The 20,679-nt window shown below is 42.5% G+C and carries 16 protein-coding genes and 3 rRNA genes; 3 read left to right on the top strand and 16 right to left on the bottom strand.

The annotated features are described in order from the left end of the window. Positions 1–546 precede the first annotated feature (546 nt). Entirely contained in the window at positions 547–2,442 is a 1,896-nt protein-coding gene (uvrC, locus tag AWM74_RS05675) for an excinuclease ABC subunit UvrC (RefSeq protein ID WP_026465824.1), read from the top strand. 52 nt (positions 2,443–2,494) lie between these two features. Here uvrC and AWM74_RS09350 read toward each other — a convergent pair whose 3' ends face one another. From AWM74_RS09350 to AWM74_RS05640, 9 genes are all read right to left on the bottom strand, one after another. After that, on the bottom strand, positions 2,495–2,623 hold the full coding sequence (locus tag AWM74_RS09350; RefSeq protein ID WP_003143129.1) for a YvrJ family protein: 129 nt from the start codon (positions 2,621–2,623) through the stop codon (positions 2,495–2,497). 64 nt (positions 2,624–2,687) lie between these two features. Beyond that, complete coding sequence (locus AWM74_RS05670; RefSeq protein ID WP_060774347.1) at positions 2,688–4,400, bottom strand: DUF975 family protein; 1,713 nt, start codon at positions 4,398–4,400, stop codon at positions 2,688–2,690. Between the two features lie 206 nt (positions 4,401–4,606). Further along, positions 4,607–5,074 carry an alpha/beta hydrolase fold domain-containing protein gene (locus AWM74_RS05665; protein ID WP_051218210.1) on the bottom strand — a complete coding sequence of 156 codons (468 nt, stop codon included), beginning with the start codon at positions 5,072–5,074 and terminating at the stop codon, positions 4,607–4,609. After that, the gene (locus AWM74_RS09410; protein ID WP_148639033.1) at positions 5,049–5,243 is read right to left on the bottom strand and encodes an alpha/beta hydrolase family protein; all 195 of its coding nucleotides are present in this window, start codon (positions 5,241–5,243) and stop codon (positions 5,049–5,051) included. The genes AWM74_RS05665 and AWM74_RS09410 overlap by 26 nt, the downstream gene beginning before the upstream one ends. 226 nt (positions 5,244–5,469) lie before the next feature. Then, positions 5,470–6,219, bottom strand: coding sequence for a YwaF family protein (locus AWM74_RS05660; protein WP_026465826.1), 750 nt, complete (start codon positions 6,217–6,219; stop codon positions 5,470–5,472). Positions 6,220–6,525: 306 nt separating this feature from the next. Further along, the gene (locus AWM74_RS05655) at positions 6,526–7,338 is read right to left on the bottom strand and encodes a hypothetical protein (RefSeq protein ID WP_026465827.1); all 813 of its coding nucleotides are present in this window, start codon (positions 7,336–7,338) and stop codon (positions 6,526–6,528) included. 55 nt (positions 7,339–7,393) lie between these two features. Continuing rightward, positions 7,394–7,663: a barstar family protein gene (locus AWM74_RS05650; protein ID WP_026465828.1), complete on the bottom strand. Its 270-nt coding sequence runs from the start codon at positions 7,661–7,663 to the stop codon at positions 7,394–7,396. A gap of 18 nt (positions 7,664–7,681) precedes the next feature. After that, positions 7,682–8,260, bottom strand: a complete 579-nt coding sequence (locus tag AWM74_RS05645) for a ribonuclease domain-containing protein (RefSeq protein ID WP_060774346.1) — start codon at positions 8,258–8,260, stop codon at positions 7,682–7,684. 75 nt (positions 8,261–8,335) lie between these two features. Beyond that, positions 8,336–8,959 (bottom strand): carbonic anhydrase, encoded by a 624-nt coding sequence (locus AWM74_RS05640; RefSeq protein ID WP_016896519.1) that lies wholly within the window; start codon positions 8,957–8,959, stop codon positions 8,336–8,338. A gap of 196 nt (positions 8,960–9,155) precedes the next feature. On the opposite strand from AWM74_RS05640, the gene AWM74_RS05635 reads away from it, so the two are divergent. Further along, a complete protein-coding gene (locus tag AWM74_RS05635) occupies positions 9,156–10,619 on the top strand; it encodes a phosphate--AMP phosphotransferase (RefSeq protein WP_026465830.1) in 1,464 nt (487 codons plus the stop codon). Positions 10,620–10,702: 83 nt separating this feature from the next. On the opposite strand, the gene AWM74_RS05630 is transcribed toward AWM74_RS05635, so the two are convergent. Continuing rightward, the gene (locus AWM74_RS05630; protein ID WP_026465831.1) at positions 10,703–11,362 is read right to left on the bottom strand and encodes a hypothetical protein; all 660 of its coding nucleotides are present in this window, start codon (positions 11,360–11,362) and stop codon (positions 10,703–10,705) included. Positions 11,363–11,492: 130 nt separating this feature from the next. Continuing rightward, positions 11,493–11,873: a DUF6568 family protein gene (locus AWM74_RS05625; protein ID WP_026465832.1), complete on the bottom strand. Its 381-nt coding sequence runs from the start codon at positions 11,871–11,873 to the stop codon at positions 11,493–11,495. Between the two features lie 125 nt (positions 11,874–11,998). On the opposite strand from AWM74_RS05625, the gene AWM74_RS05620 reads away from it, so the two are divergent. Beyond that, positions 11,999–12,823 carry a metallophosphoesterase gene (locus tag AWM74_RS05620; protein WP_026465833.1) on the top strand — a complete coding sequence of 275 codons (825 nt, stop codon included), beginning with the start codon at positions 11,999–12,001 and terminating at the stop codon, positions 12,821–12,823. Between the two features lie 64 nt (positions 12,824–12,887). On the opposite strand, the gene rrf is transcribed toward AWM74_RS05620, so the two are convergent. The 5 genes from rrf to AWM74_RS05595 all read right to left on the bottom strand — a co-directional run bounded on the left by rrf (position 12,888) and on the right by AWM74_RS05595 (position 20,460). After that, a 5S ribosomal RNA gene (rrf, locus tag AWM74_RS05615) occupies positions 12,888–13,003 on the bottom strand. Between the two features lie 79 nt (positions 13,004–13,082). Further along, positions 13,083–15,986, bottom strand: a 23S ribosomal RNA gene (locus AWM74_RS05610). A 235-nt stretch (positions 15,987–16,221) separates the two neighbouring features. Next, positions 16,222–17,771 (bottom strand): 16S ribosomal RNA (locus tag AWM74_RS05605). Together the 16S, 23S and 5S rRNA genes form the textbook arrangement of a ribosomal RNA operon. A gap of 547 nt (positions 17,772–18,318) precedes the next feature. After that, positions 18,319–19,062: an O-methyltransferase gene (locus AWM74_RS05600; RefSeq protein WP_026465834.1), complete on the bottom strand. Its 744-nt coding sequence runs from the start codon at positions 19,060–19,062 to the stop codon at positions 18,319–18,321. A 51-nt stretch (positions 19,063–19,113) separates the two neighbouring features. After that, the gene (locus AWM74_RS05595; protein ID WP_026465835.1) at positions 19,114–20,460 is read right to left on the bottom strand and encodes a hemolysin family protein; all 1,347 of its coding nucleotides are present in this window, start codon (positions 20,458–20,460) and stop codon (positions 19,114–19,116) included. Between the last annotated feature and the right edge of the window lie 219 nt (positions 20,461–20,679).

The raw sequence follows: 20,679 nt of genomic DNA, 5'->3' as shown, positions 1-20,679 counted from the left end.
AATCTCACTCAGCCTAGGAAATTTGCTTTATCTACATGTAGCCCTCTTGAAAAAGGACCACCCTGTACTTGCTAGCTTTGTTGTATATTTTACCATATCCAGCCCAATCCTTATAACACAAAGACGAAATATACCAATTCTAAGCTACTATTTCACCCACGCATTCAAATTACTGCCCAAAACCACCTCTGCGTGGTATAATTTTGGATTGAATAGGAAAAAATACTTATCCTAAAATAAGAAACACGTAAGGTAGTTATAGAAAGATATCGCACTATTTTGATATGGCATTAGTGGCTAAGTTAGACCGTGCTAGTTGCTAGCATATGCTTTTAAGAATCACCAACTAACGCGGCGATAATTTGATTACAGTTCGGATAATCAAGATTAGCCATATTTCAATATAAGTGTTACTTTTCTTAGAAAGTTCACTAGCATAACAAATAGTAATTGCGATATAAGCGACAACCTATCTTTATGAAATGATTCTTTTAAATTTGGAGGCCTGATGCTAGGGCCCCTATTATTGATGAAAGGAGGCCAAGGATGGCTAGTGAGTTAATTGAGAATTTGTTGACCCTTGTACCAGCTTTGCCTGGTTGCTACATTATGAAGAATGCGGATGACCAAATCATTTATATTGGTAAGGCGAAGAATTTAAGAAATCGTGTCCGTTCTTATTTCAAGTCGACCCATACCGGGAAGACGGCTCAGCTTGTGAGTGAAATTGACCATTTTGACTATATTGTCACACAAACGGATAAAGAGAGTTTGTTGCTGGAGATTAATCTGATTAAGAAACACCAGCCTCACTACAATATTCGCTTGAAGCATGGGACTATGTATCCTTATATCAAGATTACCAAGGAGCGCGATCCGCAGATGATTATTACGTCTGTGGTGGAGGATGATGATGGCGAGTACTTTGGTCCCTATCCGAATATTTATGCTGCATCCGGTACGCTTGATTTGCTACAGAAGACTTATCCTTTGCGTAAGTGCGGGAAGAATGAAAAGCGGGCTTGTTTCTATTACCATCTCGGACAATGTATTGGCCCTTGTGACCATGAGGTGCCGGTTGCAGAATATGAGGCGCAGAAAGCACGGATTCGCCGTTTCCTAAATGGTGACGTGAAGAATATTAAGGATGATTTGAAGGAGAAAATGGCTGCTGCTTCTGAAGACTTGCAGTTTGAACGAGCTGCTGAGTACCGTGATCAAATCAACTATATTGAACAAACGGTTGAACCGCAAAATATCATGTCCAAGCAATACAATGACCGTGATGTCTTCGCTTTTTACTTTGATAAAGGTTGGATTTCCATCCAGGTATTCTTGTTACGGCAGTTTTCTATTATTAAGCGGGACTCGGCCCTTTTCCCAGTGTATTCTGACCCTGAAGAGGAGTTGACTTCCTACATCGTCCAATTCTACCAAGAAGCCAATCATACTAAGCCTAAAGAAATTTTGGTGCCGGGTAACTTGGACAATGAATTGATTGCGGATACGGTTGAAGTGAAGGTATCGACACCTAAACGAGGCGACAAGCACAAGATGCTGCAGATGGCACAACGAAATGCCAAGATTGCCCATCTAGACAAATTTAGATTGTTGGCTATGAAAGAACAAAAAACAACTGGTGCTATTGACCAATTGTCTGAAGCCTTGAACTTGCCCTACTTGAAAGTCATTGAAAGCTTTGACCATTCAAATATCCAAGGGACAAACCCGGTATCGGCGATGGTGGCTTACGAGGACGGGCGTCCGAATAAATCTATGTACCGCAAGTACAAGATCAAGACGGTTGATGGATCCAATGAGTTTGCGACAACCCAAGAGGTTATCCGGCGTCGTTATGGACGCCTCCTGAAAGAGAATGGGCATTTTCCTGATTTAATCTTGATGGATGGTGGTGCAATTGAAGTGAATGCTGCCAAGGAAGTCTTGGAAGATGAGCTTGGTTTAGACATTCCAGTGGCTGGTATGGTCAAGGATGATAAGCATAGGACGGCCAACCTGATTTTTGGTGATCCTCTAACCATTATCCCGCTTGATCCTCGGTCCCAGGCCTTCCATCTCTTGCAACGGATTCAAGATGAAGTCCACAGATTTGCCATTACCTTCCACCGTAAGACTAGAAGTAAACAATCCTTTACTTCTAAACTGGACGGCATTGACGGGGTAGGTCCTAAGACGCGGACTAAAGTCTTGCGTCACTTTAAGACCATGAAAGCCGTTCGTGAAGCTGCGATTGCGGACATTCAAGCATTAGCCATTCCAGAAAAAGTGGCTGTTGAAATTCATAAGGCTGCTTGGGACGGGCAAAAAGACTCTCCTTATGCAAATGAAGGCCTTGTTGATAGTATCGGAGCGGTTGATGGTGAAGAAACAAATGAAGTTGACGAAATCCTGTTAAACATTGATCAAGGTTTAAGTGAATAAACAAAAAAGACGCCTAGCCTCATTCGAAATTGAATGGGCTAGGCGTCTTTATCTATTGTGCTAGTTTTTCGACGGCTGCGATTAGGTCATCCAGCTTTTTCTCTGTTCGCGTCATCAAGTAAATCGACACAAATATGGGAAAGCCGACATTGCCAATCAGTTGCATAGAAACATCCAACATATCCAAAAACACCACCTCCTTATATAAAGGAACGGTGGTGGTTTGTTTTTTGACAAGTATTCAATTAGTTTTGGTGATTTGGATTGATTTCTGATTCATAATCCACGTCTTTATCGAAATCACTAGGGTTTAACATACCGTCCTCACCTGAGTCAGCCTTGTCAGCTGCTAGAATAACATCCTTGGCATTTTCAACTTTACCAAAATCGGTACGGTCTGGTGTGTTGTAGCCCATAATGTTATAAGGTTTCTTTCCCGGCGTTTGGTCCTCATTGTTTGTTGCATCATCTGAGCTTGCTTGGCCGCCCACTACGTATGAGCGACGTACAGCTGCTGATTCTGATGCTGGACCTGCATTCAAGTCAAAGCTTGGCTTTTCTTGTACTGGTCTTTCTGCGTTGTAATCAGACGTTTCTACCGTAAAGTGGTTACGGATGGCTGAGATAGGACCTTCACTTGCTGTATAAGTTGCTTGGTAAGGTTGACGTACATCTGCATCTTGACCTACTTGGTATGAACCACGTAAGGCTGAAGATCCACCTACATTATTGTCAGTTACTGTCTCTGCTTTATATTCGTTAGATTCGCTCACTTCATCATCTTGGCCAGCTTTTTCTTCATCAGCTAAGGAGAATACCGCGGCAGCGCCTGCTGCTGTAGCGGCTGTTTCACCAACATGGTTGTCAGCTTGGTCAGCGGCTTTTGTTTCTTTTTCTGCTTCAGTTTCACTAATCGATTGGTTAGCGGCAGTACCTGTTGCGACATCATCAGCTGGATGAATGGCTGCTGCATTTTCCGTAAAGGCTGGACGTTGCTCAGTGTGGTAGTTGTTTACTGGTGCGTCTGGTGTTAGGTCTAATTCTTTAAAACGAAGGTCTAAGTCATCACCGTGCTCGTCAGTAATTAAACGGTATAGTAAAGCTGTCGCAACCATTTGACGGATTGTATATTTAATCGAGAAGATCATGATGGCTACAGTCGCGATAATCGCTAAGATAGCAATTAAGATACCACCGTTATTTAGAAACGCACCTAATAGTCCTAAACCACCAAAAATCACAATACCTAGTAAGACTGGGTAAAGGGCATTTTGGAAACCAATCCAGAATAAGGTCCACTTGTTCCCTTTCATCATGACTTTAGACACTTTCAATGGCTTACGGCCACCAATACGGTCATTGTCAAATAGTAGGTAGCTGTTCATCGCTAAACGCAAGGTAACGATTGTCATCAAGATACTATACAAGATGATAAAAAGAAGCACTAACCCTACTGCAAGACCTGCTAATCCTGAATAATCACCTGCTGTTAAGTCAGTTGGCGGTGTTAAAGATTGACCTGTTAGGTAGAAGATTCCAACACCAATACCACCAAGAACTACGGCAAACAAGATTGTCCATAAAAAGATGACGATAGTATAGATAATTTGGTTCCAGATATTACGGAAATAACGACGTTGGAACGGTTCGAAAATATTCCCAATATGGAAACGATCCTCATCCACCAATCGTAAAACCGACCAGTCAATCCCTAAGCTTAACGGGAAAGAAATAAAGATCGAAATAATCAACGATGCCATACCCGCAATCGTCAACATAGAATCTGTTGCGGTTGTCGTATCGGTTGTGCCGGTAATCATTTCAATTGCCCAAGTAATCAAGCCTGTAATAATTCCGGTAACTAAAGTCGCACCAAAAATCGCTAGGGTATTCCCCTGCTGGATGGCACTCGCTTCTTTGTTTATCTCCGAAGCTTTTCGTGAAATTTTATAAGACATTTTACACACTCCCTTTTTTGTTAATCCTTTTAAAATTGATCACTTACATTTTTTCTTCTGTATGTGAAAAATACTATATACCTTATTATACATGAAACCCATTTAGATATTGAAGGAAAAGGTCACACACTTTCAGATTCAGTCATTTTCCCCAAGCCAAAGGTCTCTCTAAAGCGGATACCAATCTCACTTAAGGCATCTTCTGATTAGGGGGAAATCCCTATTTTATAGACAAAACCATGGTCTAAACCCAGGTAACGGAAGAAGGACGTTTGGACACCATTTATCAGCAGGCGCTTGCCATAGGCCTCTGACTCAATCCGCAAGAAATCGTATTCCGCCGTCACAATAATGGTCGGTGGCATTTGTTGAATGGTTTTATCTGAAGCGAATAGTGGCGACACCAGCGGATCTTTGAGGTCCACATTTTTAGCATATAACTTGTTAATATAATGAACACCGATTCCAAGTGACTTGACGATAAAGGTAATGATTTCGTCGTTGTCATGGATATCATACTCGTCCAAGGACCACTCATAACCCGGCGTTTCCTTAAGTGCCATATTAACGACGGGGTAAAGGAGAATTTGCTGTTTAATCCACTGGTTACCCGATTCGATGTCATAGATATTCATGGCTGCAGCAATATTAGCGCCCGATGAAGCCCCCACCATGGAGGTAAAGGATTACAGGTGCTAGCTCAATGGCTTGTTGCACTTCATCCGGATAAAAGAGCCGGGCATGCGTAAACCGTTCTTCAATGGGGCAGTCATACTCGCGAATAGTCACTTGCCCGTTTGAAATATCCCGGTTTAAAGTCGTCCCCACTACCCGTCGATACATGAATAGGAAGGAGTTTTATTATTTCTCGATAATGTCGTTGAGGTATTGAATCATTGGCGTCGGGTCCCGGTGAATTTTAATTCATCCAAGCAAGCGCTCCTCCAATTGGCCGCCAACTTATAAAAATCCCACTATTAGCGTATTCCGTGTGGCCCATCATTGAAAAAAGCACCCCAAGTAGAGCTAGCGCTCAACTCAGCGTGCGTATGTTCTTTTAGCAAAATATTTAGACAAAGAAATTGAAGATGCTGTAGCCAATCAAGAATAGCCCTACTGTAAAGATAAAGTTTCCTACTGCATAGGTTTTGAAGTTGACTTTATCTAAGGCTGGTACTGGGCGATATTTCATGTAGAAATAGTTACCGCCAGTTGATTGGTTGACCATTAATGCGACAAACCAGTAAACTGCAAAAACACCTAGTGACACGATTAAACCGCGGATTGAGGGTGTCCATCCTGTGGTGAAGTAAGCGAAGAATGGAATCAAAATCGTAATAACATGGTTTAAAAAGTAGCTTAGGCCTGATACGTGGTAAATTTTGTTGATACGGCTTGGCATAAAAAATGAGAAGTAAGCGTAAAGTCCGAAATAGAATAATACTTGCATGACCATTTGGTTACCTGTTAGTAGGTAAATCAGTCCCGTTATAGTTGATAGGCGACAAATGTGCAGTGGTAAGGCTTGTTTTAAGTCGAATTTGGTTTCGAAATAATACCAAGAGTATAAGAGTATTTGTTGTAAAATGGAAATGGTAAACATGACACGACCAATAACTACCTGGTGGATGTTGATAAAGTCTCTAAAAATAAACATGGCAAGTAAAATCATAAAGAAGGCAGCTAAATATAAGATATGCGCCAGAGAAAATGCCTTAATAAAGGGTGCATCAATATTGACACAGTTCAAGTAAATCTTTTCTTTTAGCCCTTGTAGCTTGGCTTTGCGTCGACTTTCTTGTTTATCCCATGATTCCATGAAACGTTCACCATTTTCCTTTCATTCCCATACAAATAACATCATCCCAATAATGCTTCCTTTAGAGTTCAGTTTAGTTCGGTTCTTCCGAACGCTTTCCTTCTTCATATTACCAAAGGCTTTCGCCCTTGCTCAAGTAGAAGACCCTTTGGAAACGTTTCGTTTTTGTAAACACAATCTTTACTTATTGTTTACAATCCATCTCAAAGAAAAAGGCCTGAAAATCCCTCAGTAAATGGTGATTCTCAAACCTTTTCCTCATGTATTCTTTTTCCACTGGTCTACTGATCTACTTATTTGCTTTGCCTAACCTAGTGTGGCAATCTCGCGGTCCATTTGTAAGACAATTGTCGCAAGCATGTCTCGCTCAAACGCGAACCGGCCACTGCGGAAATGATAATCAATATTTTGCCGGGTCATGTAAGTCATATTGGCAACGGCTGTGGCATAGCCTTTTTTAAATAAACCGGTGATAAAATACTTGTTTTTATCGACTTGGTCAAAGACCTCCAACCACTTGCTGGTTTTACGGGCTGAAAAGTTGATATCTGTCATAGATAATAATTTTTCATCGTCTGCATATAGGGCTTGTTTGGCTTGGTCTAGCGCAATCAAGTCTTCCCCTAAGAAATCTTGGGTCAACATAGATCCGTCAACATAGACAGGGGCTTGGATTTCATAGAGGAATGACAATACCCTGGCAACTGGCGTTTGTTCTTGGATGATTTTTTGCCAGTTAATCAATTGCATGTTTAATAAGCCGTCTTCAAAAAAGTTCGCATTGTATAAAATGTAGCCTTCGCCCATTCTCTGTGCTTCTTTTAATACTTGTTCTGAATAGGTTAATGACTGGGCAATATCCTCAGATAAACCTAGCCCCCCATTGATTTGAATGGGGTAAATGGCCTGTTGTAAAAGGCGGTAGTATAAGAATGCTGACATACCATCGACAAATAGGATAGATTGCTTATGAATGGCATGGTCTAATTGGATATTGTCAGACATTAAGGCTGGTTGGAATTTGCTTTGAATCATGGTGTGGGCCTGATTGATAATTTCAAGGGCCACTTGTTGGTCTTTAATCGCAACCTCGTAGGCTAACGTTAACATTACGCCCATTTCTTCCCTCCTTCGCTCGTTTTATTGCTTCGTCTAGAAATGCTTTGTCTTCATCTTACCTAAGAATCGTCAAGAATGCATTCTTTTCTTCAACATCCAACAATAATTTGAGGAACTTTTTGCTGTAAGTCGCGCCTAGGTGGTCTGACAAGGCATCTAGGTTGACTAAGTAAATGATGATGGGTGTTTGCCATGAAGTTAGCATGTCGTGAAGGGCATCTAGATTGGCACCGTAATAGCTAGGGAAATCTAGGGCTTTTGCTAGGTAATCGTGCAAGTCCTTTTGCCCATAAAGGTCTTGTCCATCAATGATAAGTGTTTGCATGCCTGTCACTCCTTAAGATTAATAGAGTTGTTGGAAGGATTCGTAGTGGTCGTCCGTGTAGTAAATATCGCCGTCGTCTGAATAGATAATGCGTTCAGCGCCGCGGAAACCGCCATCATAATTAACGTCTGCTTCTCGGTGGTCGTCTTCTTCTGGCAGTAGGCCTTCGTAGTTTCCAAAATAATCGCCACCAATTGACATGCCTTCTGCTACTTCCCACAAGTTGCCGTCGCTAGATTCCCAACCTAAATCTTCGGCTTCGGATTTGGTGATGTAGTTTTCTGGCAGTGTGTCATATTGATCGATGTAGGCAGCTACTTCTTCAGGACTTGTGTAAGTTCCTTCTTCAGCCACTTGGACTGTGTCCCCGTCTGTTGCTTGAGCGGATTCTGTTGCAGATTCGCTAGTCGTTGAAGAATCTGATTCGTTGTCAGCTACTTGTGCTTGGTCACTTTGATTGTTGTTCTGGTCGTCCGTATTCCACGGTTCTTGCGAGGCATAGACTGCTAACGCCGCTAAGATTATCCCTATAACCGACTTCGGATTTTTGATTAGCTGCTGGATCGCTTCTAACTGATTTTTCTGTGGATTCCTCATCTCTCGTCCCTCCTTCAAATCGAAAAGAAAAACGTCCTTTTGATTTAAGGACGCTTCAATTATATCTATTTTAACTTAAAGTCGCTTGAATGTCTTTGTTTCTGGCTGATAAACTTCAACAAAACCTTCATCCGTATGGAAATGCCAACCTTCTACTTTTAGGTTTCCGGCTGCAACACGGTCAGCGATGATTGGGTATTCCATTAAGTGGTTGTATTGGGTAATGATATTCGTTTTTTCCATCAAGTCACTCTTAGCAACTGGATCGTCTAACTCAGCTAATTGGTCTTCGATAGATTCCTTGACTGGATTTAACTTGCCAATCCATTCTTTTAAGTAAGGCATTTCGTCAAAATTTTCTGGTGGGTTTAGGCAAGTGTTACACCCCCCGCAGTTAATATGGCCAAGTAAGATAATATTATTGACTTTTAATGAGGTTACAGTGAAGTCTAAACCTGCTTGTAAGGATAATACTGGGTCTGGGTCGTTGTATTCTGGTACGATATTTGCGATATTTCGGATTTGGAAAACTTCGCCGGGGCCGGCTTGTAACAAGCTCTCAACATTAATACGTGAATCACCACAGGTAATCACTAAGGTGTGTGGCGAATGGGTGCGCGCTAATGCTTCGTAGATGTCTTGTTTGTCTTTATAGGCCGTTTCATGGAAGTGATCGACCGCTGGTTTAAAATCTCTCATTCAGTTTTCCTTCTTTCATATAGAACTTCCTAATTATTTTATCATAAAACTCTTGGATTCCTTTAAAAATACCTACTGTTTTACCGAAAATAGCACAATCCTTATGCATTATTGCATTTATGCTTTATAATATATGTACAAGAAAATGACCTTAAATATTAATTGCCATTTTGCCAAAAAGAAAGAAGTGTCGCGGATGTTACCCAACAAAAATACTCATAGAACAAGTATTCCAGTCGAATTACAGGATATGAAACGGTCAGAATTAGGTGATAAATTTGCTGAATTGCACCGCCAACTACAAGAAACCAAGAAAAGTATGCTGGTGATTGTGGATGGTTGGGAGGCTTCTGGTAAAGGATTCTTGCTCAAGGATTTGACGCGTGAACTGGACCCTAAACATTATGAGGTGGCCGTATTTGATGAAAGTACTTTGGAAGATGAACAGCGCCCGTATTTGCGCCGATTCTTCATGCGGTCGCCTAAGCGCGGTCAAATCGTCTTCTTCGACCGGTCGTTCTACTATGACCTCTTCCACCAACTGGATATGAAGGAGAAAACACTTAATCATGTTTTAGACGATATCTCCTTTGTTGAAAAAGCCCTCGCCCACGATGATACCATAGTGGTTAAGTTCTTTATCCACCATAGTAAGGACGAAATGGCGGACCGGATTGAGGCTTTGAAAGAAGATCATTACCGAAAAGTCTTAGTCACCAAGCAAGATAAGGACCAGTTGAAAAACTACAAGGCTTACCGTAAACACTTTACGGAGATTTTGGAGAAAACAAACTTTGAGGAAACGCCATGGCATATCCTACATGTGGATGACCAAAAGGATCAATCCCGTTTGGCCCTCAAAACTTGTATCGATTGCTTAGAAGATTGGCTGTCTAGAGATTTGACACGTCCGCAATTAGACTTAGACTTTATTGGTAATAGTCCAGATATCGTGGGGCAAGTTGATCATTCACCAATAATTTCAAAAAAAGATTATGATGACATCAAGGAAGACTTGCAAGAACAGGCTGCCAACTTATTGTTTAGGGCTTACCAAGAAAACAAAGGGGTTATTGTAGCCTACGAGGGGTCAGATGCTGCCGGTAAAGGTGGGAATTACCAACGCTTAACCCGGTTGATGGACCCTCGTGGGTATGACGTGGCTACCGTCGCTGCCCCAAATGATGAAGAGTTGAATCACCATTACCTATGGCGATTTTACCGAGACTTCCCAAGTTTGGGAAGGATGACGATTTTTGACCGCACATGGTATGGCCGTGTCTTAGTTGAACGAATCGAAAACCTGACGCCAGTTTACCGGTGGCAAGAAGCTTACGAAGAAATTAACCAGATGGAACACAACATCACTGACCAGGACTATCTCCTATTGAAATACCTGATTATCATTGATAAAGACACCCAATATAACCGGTTTATGGGCCGGGAAAAAGACCCTGACAAGCAATACAAAATCACTGATGAAGACTGGCGAAACCGGGATAAATTTGATATCTATAACACCGCCATGAATGAAATGGTTGCTGCAACTTCTACTAAAGAAGCCCCATGGAAAGTCATTTCTGGGGTCGACAAACGTCACGCGCGTATTACTGTATTAAAAGACTTCATCAAACGGATGGAAGCTTTCTTAGATGACTAAAAGAAGTATCGAATGAATGATAAAAAGAACCACTTCCTAAATCTTCAATGGATTTAAGGGAAGTGGTTCTTTAATTTTATTTGTTACATTGATTGTGTTGCAGCGTTAGCTGGCGTTTGTTGCAGTAACCATGAGTAAGAGTAACCTGGGTCAGAACCTAAGTTTTCTGCTTCTACACGTGATTGTGCAATTTGCTCATCACTATAACCATCTAGTGCATCACTTGCTAAACCTACACGATCAATAATAATTTGACGGTTTTCAGTTTGGTCAGGCACACTAGCAGCTTCTTCACTAGCTGCTGGTGCAACTTCTGTTGCTACTTGATCAGCTGATTCAGCTTCTTCCACTGCTGTTTCTTCAGCAACTGCAGGCTCCGCAGCTGGTGTATCTGTGTCAGTTTGATCTGTCAGTTCTTCACTTGTAGTGGTTTCCGCTACAGGACTACTTGCTTCCTCAGTATCTGTTGCAGTAGTGTATGTTGCCTCACTAGTAGCTGAAGTTTCAGACGTATCTGAAGCTAACTCACTCTCACTAATGGCTATTTCCTCAGTACTTGTGCTTGCTTCTTCCGATTGACTAGTTGATTCACTACTTGTCGTAGCTGATTCAACTTGAGATGATGCCACATTACTTGTATATAAACCTTGTGCATTTTCATCCGCTTGAACTTGTGTAATAGTATATCCAGCTGCTAATACTCCGGCGGCTAGGAATCCCATCACTACTTTTGGCGTTTTCATTAAAATCACACCTTTCTATACCTATAAGTCTAAAGAAAAATATAGATATATTCAAACGATTTCATGCGCTTTAAACCTTTCTTAAGGGTTTAGCAAAGATATATTTACTAAACTTGCCTTTAACCTGGCATTACCCTTTAATAGCTTGCGTAATTTCCGCTACAGAATTTGAAGAATCCGCATTTAAGTTTTTAAATTTACCGTCTCCACCAACGTAAACTAATGAAGGTACAGTTTTAGCGCCCACTTCAAAACGGAAGTCAGATAAAGCATCATCAGTTGCTATTTCTTCAGAATTTAAATAGTATGTACTGCTTACATCATCGCCTAAGGCTTGGATTAATTTTGGTAAATATTTACGACAGAAAGGACAAGTAGGACGACCAATAAATACCAATTTAGCCTCGTCTTCTTCTAAGAACCCTTTCGCCACATTTGCTGTAATCTCTTGAAAATCCTTAATCTCTTTCTCAAATTCATCTTGTGTGAATGGTTGAATATTGTCTACCATATATAATACCTCCTAGTTTTTGTCTATAAACTCATGGTATGCTTTCGACCGCAGAAATTCAATTAATATGCATTCTCAAGCCATATGGTAGAATAGAGTTGATTCCAAGAATAAGGGTGAAACAAATGAAACTAGGATTTATATCAGATATACATATCGACCGCAGTAAGACCCTACAAGAAACAGACTTTCTTCATACCCTATCCGCCTACATCAACGACCAAGCACTAGACGAAGTCTTTATCGGCGGTGACATCTCTAACCATTACGAGAAGACCATTGCATTTGTGGAAAAATTACAAGCTCAATCCGGCGCTAAGATTTATTTTATACCAGGTAACCATGATTACTGGGAAGCAAAGTCGGCCAAAAAACATACATTGACTATCCACGATACCTTTAAAAGTCACCCACAAAGTATGTTAAACAAAGCATTGATAGTGGGCAACGATACTGCGGTTGTCGGTCATACAGGTTGGTACAACCATGCCTACCATGATCCAGCCTTTACAAAAGAAAAGTTAGAGACCGGCCGTCACAAACTCGTCACCTGGCAAGACAAAGTCCGGCTAGATTGGCAAGCAACTGACAAAGAAGTCTCTAAGCAATTCGCTCAGGAAACCAAAGAAACCTTAGATCAAGTCATGGCAGACCATCAACCCAAAAACATCATTCTTCTGACCCATGTCATCACCATTCCTGAGTTTACTATTCCCATGCCACACCGGGTGTTCGACTTCTTCAATGCTTATATCGCAACCGACGACTACTTACCCTTCTATCAAGATTACCCAATCAAGCAATCAATCATGGGACACGTTCACATCAGACACCAAATAAAGCAAGGCAATCAACATTTTATCAGTAATAGTCTCGGCTATGAACGCGAATGGCGTCATAACAACCTCTACCTAGAAATCGACCACGCCATGTTTATAAAGTACGTTTAAACCTTCCTTTTTTGAAAACAACCACAAAAAAACCAGCAGCCAAAGCTACTGGTTTTTTCATCTTGCATGGCAACGTCCTAGTCTCACAGGGGGAAACCCCCAACTACATTCGGCGCTAAGAAGCTTAACTTCTGTGTTCGAGATGGGAACAGGTGTGTCCTTCTTGCCATCATTACCACACAATATTTATATGAGCTTTTGTTCGCTCAAAACTGAATCTGTAAGTCGTCTACCATTCCATCATACAATCTTATATCCATTGGATAAGTCCTCGACCGATTAGTACTAGTCCGCTCCATACATCGCTGCACTTCCACTTCTAGCCTATCTACCTGATCGTCTCTCAGGGGTCTTACTATCTTAAAGATATGGGAAATCTCATCTTGAGGAGGGCTTCACGCTTAGATGCTTTCAGCGTTTATCCCATCCACACATAGCTACCCAGCGATGCTCTTGGCAGAACAACTGGTACACCAGCGGTGTGTCCATCCCGGTCCTCTCGTACTAAGGACAGCTCCTCTCAAATTTCCAACGCCCGCGACGGATAGGGACCGAACTGTCTCACGACGTTCTGAACCCAGCTCGCGTACCGCTTTAATGGGCGAACAGCCCAACCCTTGGGACCGACTTCAGCCCCAGGATGCGATGAGCCGACATCGAGGTGCCAAACCTCCCCGTCGATGTGAACTCTTGGGGGAGATAAGCCTGTTATCCCCAGGGTAGCTTTTATCCGTTGAGCGATGGCCCTTCCATGCGGAACCACCGGATCACTAAGCCCGACTTTCGTCCCTGCTCGACTTGTAGGTCTCGCAGTCAAGCTCCCTTCTGCCTTTACACTCTACGAATGATTTCCAACCATTCTGAGGGAACCTTTGGGCGCCTCCGTTACATTTTAGGAGGCGACCGCCCCAGTCAAACTGCCCGACTGACACTGTCTCCCGACCGGATTACGGTCGCGGGTTAGAGTGGCCATGTCACAAGGGTAGTATCCCACCAGCGCCTCCACCGAAACTAGCGTTCCGGCTTCAATGGCTCCTACCTATCCTGTACATGTCACACAGACACTCAATATCAACCTGCAGTAAAGCTCCATGGGGTCTTTCCGTCCTGTCGCGGGTAACCAGCATCTTCACTGGTACTACAATTTCACCGAGTCTCTCGTTGAGACAGTGCCCAAATCGTTACGCCTTTCGTGCGGGTCAGAACTTACCTGACAAGGAATTTCGCTACCTTAGGACCGTTATAGTTACGGCCGCCGTTTACTGGGGCTTCAATTCGTACCTTCGCTAATGCTAAGCACTCCTCTTAACCTTCCAGCACCGGGCAGGCGTCAGCCCCTATACGTCATCTTTCGATTTAGCAGAGACCTGTGTTTTTGATAAACAGTCGCTTGGGCCTATTCACTGCGGCTGACCAAATGGTCAGCACCCCTTCTCCCGAAGTTACGGGGTTATTTTGCCGAGTTCCTTAACGAGAGTTCGCTCGCTCACCTTAGGATGCTCTCCTCGACTACCTGTGTCGGTTTGCGGTACGGGTTGTTTGTATCTAACTAGAAACTTTTCTTGGCAGTGTGACGTCAGCAGCTTCGGTACTATATTTCCCTCCTCATCACAGCTTGTCTTTAACACGAAGCATTTCACTCTGTGTCAGACTCACTGCTTGAACACGAATCCAATAACGTGCTCTGCTTAGCCTCCTGCGTCCTTCCTTTGGTCAAACAATACAAACAAGTACAGGAATCTCAACCTGTTGTCCATCGCCTACACCTTTCGGTCTCGGCTTAGGTCCCGACTAACCCTGGGAGGACGAGCCTTCCCCAGGAAACCTTAGTCATACGGTGGACGGGATTCTCACCCGTCTTTCGCTACTCATACCGGCATTCTCACTTCTAAGCGCTCCACAAGTCCTCTCGATCTTGCTTCTCTGCCCTTAGAACGCTCTCCTACCATATCCATGCGGATATCCACAGCTTCGGTGTTCAGTTTAGCCCCGGTACATTTTCGGCGCAGGGTCACTCGACTAGTGAGCTATTACGCACTCTTTAAATGATGGCTGCTTCTGAGCCAACATCCTAGTTGTCTAAGCAACCCCACATCCTTTTCCACTTAACTGAAACTTTGGGACCTTAGCTGGTGGTCTGGGCTGTTTCCCTTTCAACTACGGATCTTATCACTCGCAGTTTGACTCCCGGATTAAAATATTTGGCATTCGGAGTTTATCAGATTTCGGTAATCCTAGATGGACCCCTAGATCAAACAGTGCTCTACCTCCAATATTCATCATCCGAGGCTAGCCCTAAAGCTATTTCGGAGAGAACCAGCTATCTCCAAGTTCGATTGGAATTTCTCCGCTACCCACACGTCATCCCCGCCTTTTTCAACAGACGTGGGTTCGGGCCTCCAGTGCGTTTTACCGCACCTTCACCCTGCACATGGGTAGGTCACTTGGTTTCGGGTATACGACTACATACTCGACGCCCTATTCAGACTCGCTTTCGCTATGGCTCCGTTTCTTCAACTTAACCTTGCATGCAATCGTAACTCGCCGGTCCGTTCTACAAAAAGTACGCCATCACCCATTAACGGGCTCTGACTGCTTGTAAGCGCACGGTTTCAGGTACTATTTCACTCCCCTTCCGGGGTGCTTTTCACCTTTCCCTCACGGTACTGGTTCACTATCGGTCACTAGGGAGTATTTAGCCTTGGGAGATGGTCCTCCCGGATTCCGACGGAATTACACGTGTTCCGCCGTACTCAGGATACAGACTAGCGTTATTGATCTTTCGTCTACGGGATTGTCACCCTCTGTGATTGGCCTTCCCATGCCATTCGACTAAATCTTTAACTACATATCGTCTGTCCTACAACCCCAAAGAGCAAGCTCTTTGGTTTGGGCTCTTTCCGTTTCGCTCGCCGCTACTCAGGAAATCGAATTTTCTTTCTCTTCCTACAGGTAATGAGATGTTTCAGTTCCCTGCGTCTTCCTCTCAAACTACTATGTATTCGTAGTTGAGTAATTGCCTATCAAAGCAATTGGGTTTCCCCATTCGGAAATCTCCGGATCAAAGCTTACTTACAGCTCCCCGAAGCATATCGGTGTTAGTCCCGTCCTTCATCGGCTCCTAGTGCCAAGGCATCCACCGTGCGCCCTTATTCACTTAACCATTGGTTAAGTTGTATGATTCGCGAAAAGTAATTTGCTTACTTTTATTGGTTTTTTACTCTTGGTAAAATTGGAATTTCTTATATTAATTATCTCCTGGTAGAAAATAATTAAATAAGAGGTTTATTACTTACAGTATTCAGTTTTCAAAGAACAAAATATATACAAGAGAGATAAATCTCTCAAAACTAAACAAAGAAGAGTCAAACACATTGTGTTTCCGTTATATTCCTTAGAAAGGAGGTGATCCAGCCGCACCTTCCGATACGGCTACCTTGTTACGACTTCACCCCAATCATCTGTCCCACCTTCGGCGGCTGGCTCCATAAAGGTTACCTCACCGACTTCGGGTGTTACAAACTCTCGTGGTGTGACGGGCGGTGTGTACAAGACCCGGGAACGTATTCACCGTGGCGTGCTGATCCACGATTACTAGCGATTCCGGCTTCATGCAGGCGAGTTGCAGCCTGCAATCCGAACTGAGAATGGCTTTAAGAGATTTGCTTGCCCTCGCGGGTTTGCGACTCGTTGTACCATCCATTGTAGCACGTGTGTAGCCCAAGTCATAAGGGGCATGCTGATTTGACGTCATCCCCACCTTCCTCCGGTTTGTCACCGGCAGTCTCATTAGAGTGCCCAACTAAATGCTGGCAACTAATAATAGGGGTTGCGCTCGTTGCGGGACTTAACCCAACATCTCACGACACGAGCTGACGACAACCATGCACCACCTGTCACTTTGTCCCCGAAGGGAAAGCCCTATCTCTAGGGTGGTCAAAGGATGTCAAGACTTGGTAAGGTTCTTCGCGTTGCTTCGAATTAAACCACATGCTCCACCGCTTGTGCGGGTCCCCGTCAATTCCTTTGAGTTTCAACCTTGCGGTCGTACTCCCCAGGCGGAGTGCTTAATGCGTTAACTGCGGCACTGAAGGGCGGAAACCCTCCAACACCTAGCACTCATCGTTTACGGCGTGGACTACCAGGGTATCTAATCCTGTTTGCTCCCCACGCTTTCGAGCCTCAGTGTCAGTAACAGACCAGAATGTCGCCTTCGCCACTGGTGTTCTTCCATATATCTACGCATTCCACCGCTACACATGGAGTTCCACATTCCTCTTCTGTACTCAAGTTTCCCAGTTTCCAATGACCCTCCACGGTTAAGCCGTGGGCTTTCACATCAGACTTAAGAAACCACCTGCGCTCCCTTTACGCCCAATAAATCCGGACAACGCTTGCCACCTACGTATTACCGCGGCTGCTGGCACGTAGTTAGCCGTGGCTTTCTGATAAGATACCGTCAAGACTGTAGCAGTTACTCTACAATTTGTTCTTCTCTTATAACAGAGTTTTACGACCCGAAGGCCTTCTTCACTCACGCGGCATTGCTCCGTCAGGCTTTCGCCCATTGCGGAAGATTCCCTACTGCTGCCTCCCGTAGGAGTTTGGGCCGTGTCTCAGTCCCAATGTGGCCGATCACCCTCTCAGGTCGGCTATGCATCATCGTCTTGGTAGGCCATTACCCCACCAACTAACTAATGCACCGCAAGGTCATCTATAAGTGACAGCAGAGCCGTCTTTCAATCTCCTTCCATGCGGAAGAAGATATTATGCGGTATTAGCACCCGTTTCCGAATGTTATCCCCCGCTTATAGGTAGATTCCTTACGTGTTACTCACCCGTTCGCCGCTAACGTCAGAAGTGCAAGCACTTCATCTGTTCGCTCGACTTGCATGTATTAGGCATGCCGCCAGCGTTCGTCCTGAGCCAGGATCAAACTCTCATGAAAGATTTTCATGAGCTTGATTGCTCATTAAAGTTTGCTGACTTATTTATAGTAGTTCTCACTACTTTTAATTGTTGGAATCAAATGATTCCATACACAATTTTTGGTTTGTCTTCTTTGTTCAGTTTTCAAAGGTCTATCTCGTTGCTTTATTAGCAACTCATATATCATATCATCTTCATACGACGTTTGTCAACAAAAAGTTTTTTGTTGCTTTATACAAACAATCTTGTTTTGACGACTTGAATATCATATCACTTGACTTGAGTTATTGTCAACAAGAATTTAAAATTTCTTTTTTCATCTTGTCGCCCTCAACAAGCAACTTATGTATATTAACTCAAGTTTAGAACCAAGTCAATAATTATTCCCCAATAGTATTTAACGCACGATGTCGTCTCCGCTATTGGATATTTATATTATCACCCTATTCTATCAAAGTCAATGGTTTCGGATTAAAAATATTTAACTTATTTTTCCTTCTCAAAATTCAAGTTAAGAGAAAAGCCGTGAAGTTCCCTCCACGACTTGTTTTCTATCTATATTTTCCCTAGAAGTTTTTCTCTAACAAGTAGGAGAAATCTGTATCATCAATTTTCTCTACAAGTAAGACTCCATCACCTAGAGGTAGGACAGAGGTTTTTAAGTTTGGATGACCCACCACTTCTTCTAAAAGTAGATTTAATTTTTTATGGATTTTCCGCACACGTTTTGGAATGGTATCCAATTCATTAAAGACTGTACCGCCTTGGAAAATATCGTCAATCATCAAAATGCCGCCAACTTCTAGTCGGTCCATGATTAACGGGAAAAAGTCGAAGTATTTTGCTTTCGCTGAATCTAATAAGGCAAAGTCATATTTAGCTTCTAGAGTTGGCAATATATCTTTGGCGTCACCTTCATGGATAGTCACTTGGTCTGATACACCTAATTTTTCAAAATTGATTTTAGCAGCACCAATCATTTTGTCATAACGATCAATGGTATCTAAGCTTCTTTCAGGATGGCCATAAACCATTAGTGATCCAGAGAATCCGATGGCCATACCGATTTCTAGAATTTTCTTTGGTTGTTTAATACTTAATAGAAAGTCTAAGAAAACTGCTGTTTCATGAGGAATTACTGGTACGCGGTTTTCATGGGCGTAATCTTCTAATTCTTTTAATGGTGCTGGAAAGTCGTTCTGTTCAGTACGCATGAAGTTCAATACGCCTGCTTCTACTACTGGGCGGTCCATCATTTCATTTTGTAATACTTTTTCTTTAGTCTCATTTACTTCGTTTGATTCAGTCATATTTACTCCTTTAGTTGAAAAAAGTCCGGAAAGATTCCGAACTTTTTAATGCTATTTATTTTCTTCTTCTACTTCTTCTTCAGCTAATTCATCGATATCCAACTTCTTAACTTGGATACCACGGATACGCCCGTTTTCAACTGCAGTGGTCATTAGCTTATAATTTTCGATTCGGATCACTTCTTCTGCTCGGTCTTCAGGGAAGTAACCTAGAATTTCAATCATGTAACCTGCAATGGTATCTGACTCATCGGATTCTACGCTTGTTTTAAATAATTGGTTGAACTTATCGATTGGCATAATCCCGTTGATGATGTAAGTAGTTTCATTGATACGTTTGTAAAGATGTGAAATTTCATCATACTCATCTTCAATGTCACCGACGATTTCTTCGATTAAGTCTTCTAGGGTAACTAAGCCAACTACACCATTATATTCATCTTTGATGATGGCTAGATGTTGGTGGTTTTTCTTAAAGTCGAATAATAAATCATCAATAAAGCTTGTTTCCGGTGCAAAGAAAGCTGGTTTAACAACGTTGGTGATTTCGATGTTTTCAAAACCTACTTTACGCGCTTCACGTAAAATATCTTTTGTATGGATAATCCCAACAATGTCATCTTTATCATCTTTAAAGACTGGCACACGAGAATATTGTGAGCTTAAAATTTCGTTTACGATTTCTTGGCTGTCATCTTCGATGTCTACCATAAAGGTGTCTGTACGAGGTGTCATTACCTCTCTAGCCAATTTAGTATCCAAAGATAATACACCTTGCATCATTTGGAACTCGTCACTATCAATCACACCTTCACGACGTGAGGAATTAATAATCCCTTGAATTTCTTCACGAGTAAATTGTTGGCTGTCTTCAGAAAACTCGAGTGGAGTGATTTTCTTCAATACATTTGTTGATGCTGTTAGCAACCATACGAAAGGTTTGAAGAATGTTTTTAACACAGAAATAATGCCAGCTGATTGTCGTGCATACGATTCAGGTACTTGTAAAGCTAATTGTTTTGGATATAACTCACCTAATACCAATGTAAAGTATGACAAGATTATGGTTACAGCTGCTGTAGCAATTGTCTCACCTGCTGGAACACCAGATAGATACGGTTCTAAATAAGAAACGAAGGTAGTAGACGCCGCTGCAGACGAGAAGAAACCAGCAAAAGTAATCCCTACTTGAATCGTTGATAAGAAATCATCAGAGTTTTCAAGAAGTTTCAATACTTTTTGGGATTTTACGTCTCCTTCTTCTGCCATGGTTTCTAGTTTTGAATGGTTCACCGATACAAAGGCCATTTCAGCCCCTGCCAGGAAGGCATTCACCAATGTTAAAATAATAATTAGTAATATCTGTCCACCTACGTTTGAGGCCCCAGGATCTCCCATAATGTCGAATTCTCTCCTTTGTTATATGTATGTACAATAATCTGATTTTAGTATACAACCCTTAGGTTTAAAAGGCAAGATTCAACTTATAAGTATGGGTATAGATTGCCGACCTCATCCTGTTTTCAAACTTTTGGACTAACTCTTTTGCAAAAAGACCAAACCCAACAAACCAAAGAAGTGTATAGAAAAGAAACATCCCCTCACTTTTTACAGATT

Source organism: Aerococcus urinaeequi (genome assembly GCF_001543205.1).
GTDB lineage: Bacteria > Bacillota > Bacilli > Lactobacillales > Aerococcaceae > Aerococcus > Aerococcus urinaeequi.
The sequence above is the reverse complement of the archived record's forward strand: the minus strand, read 5'-3'. Positions and strand labels throughout refer to the sequence as shown.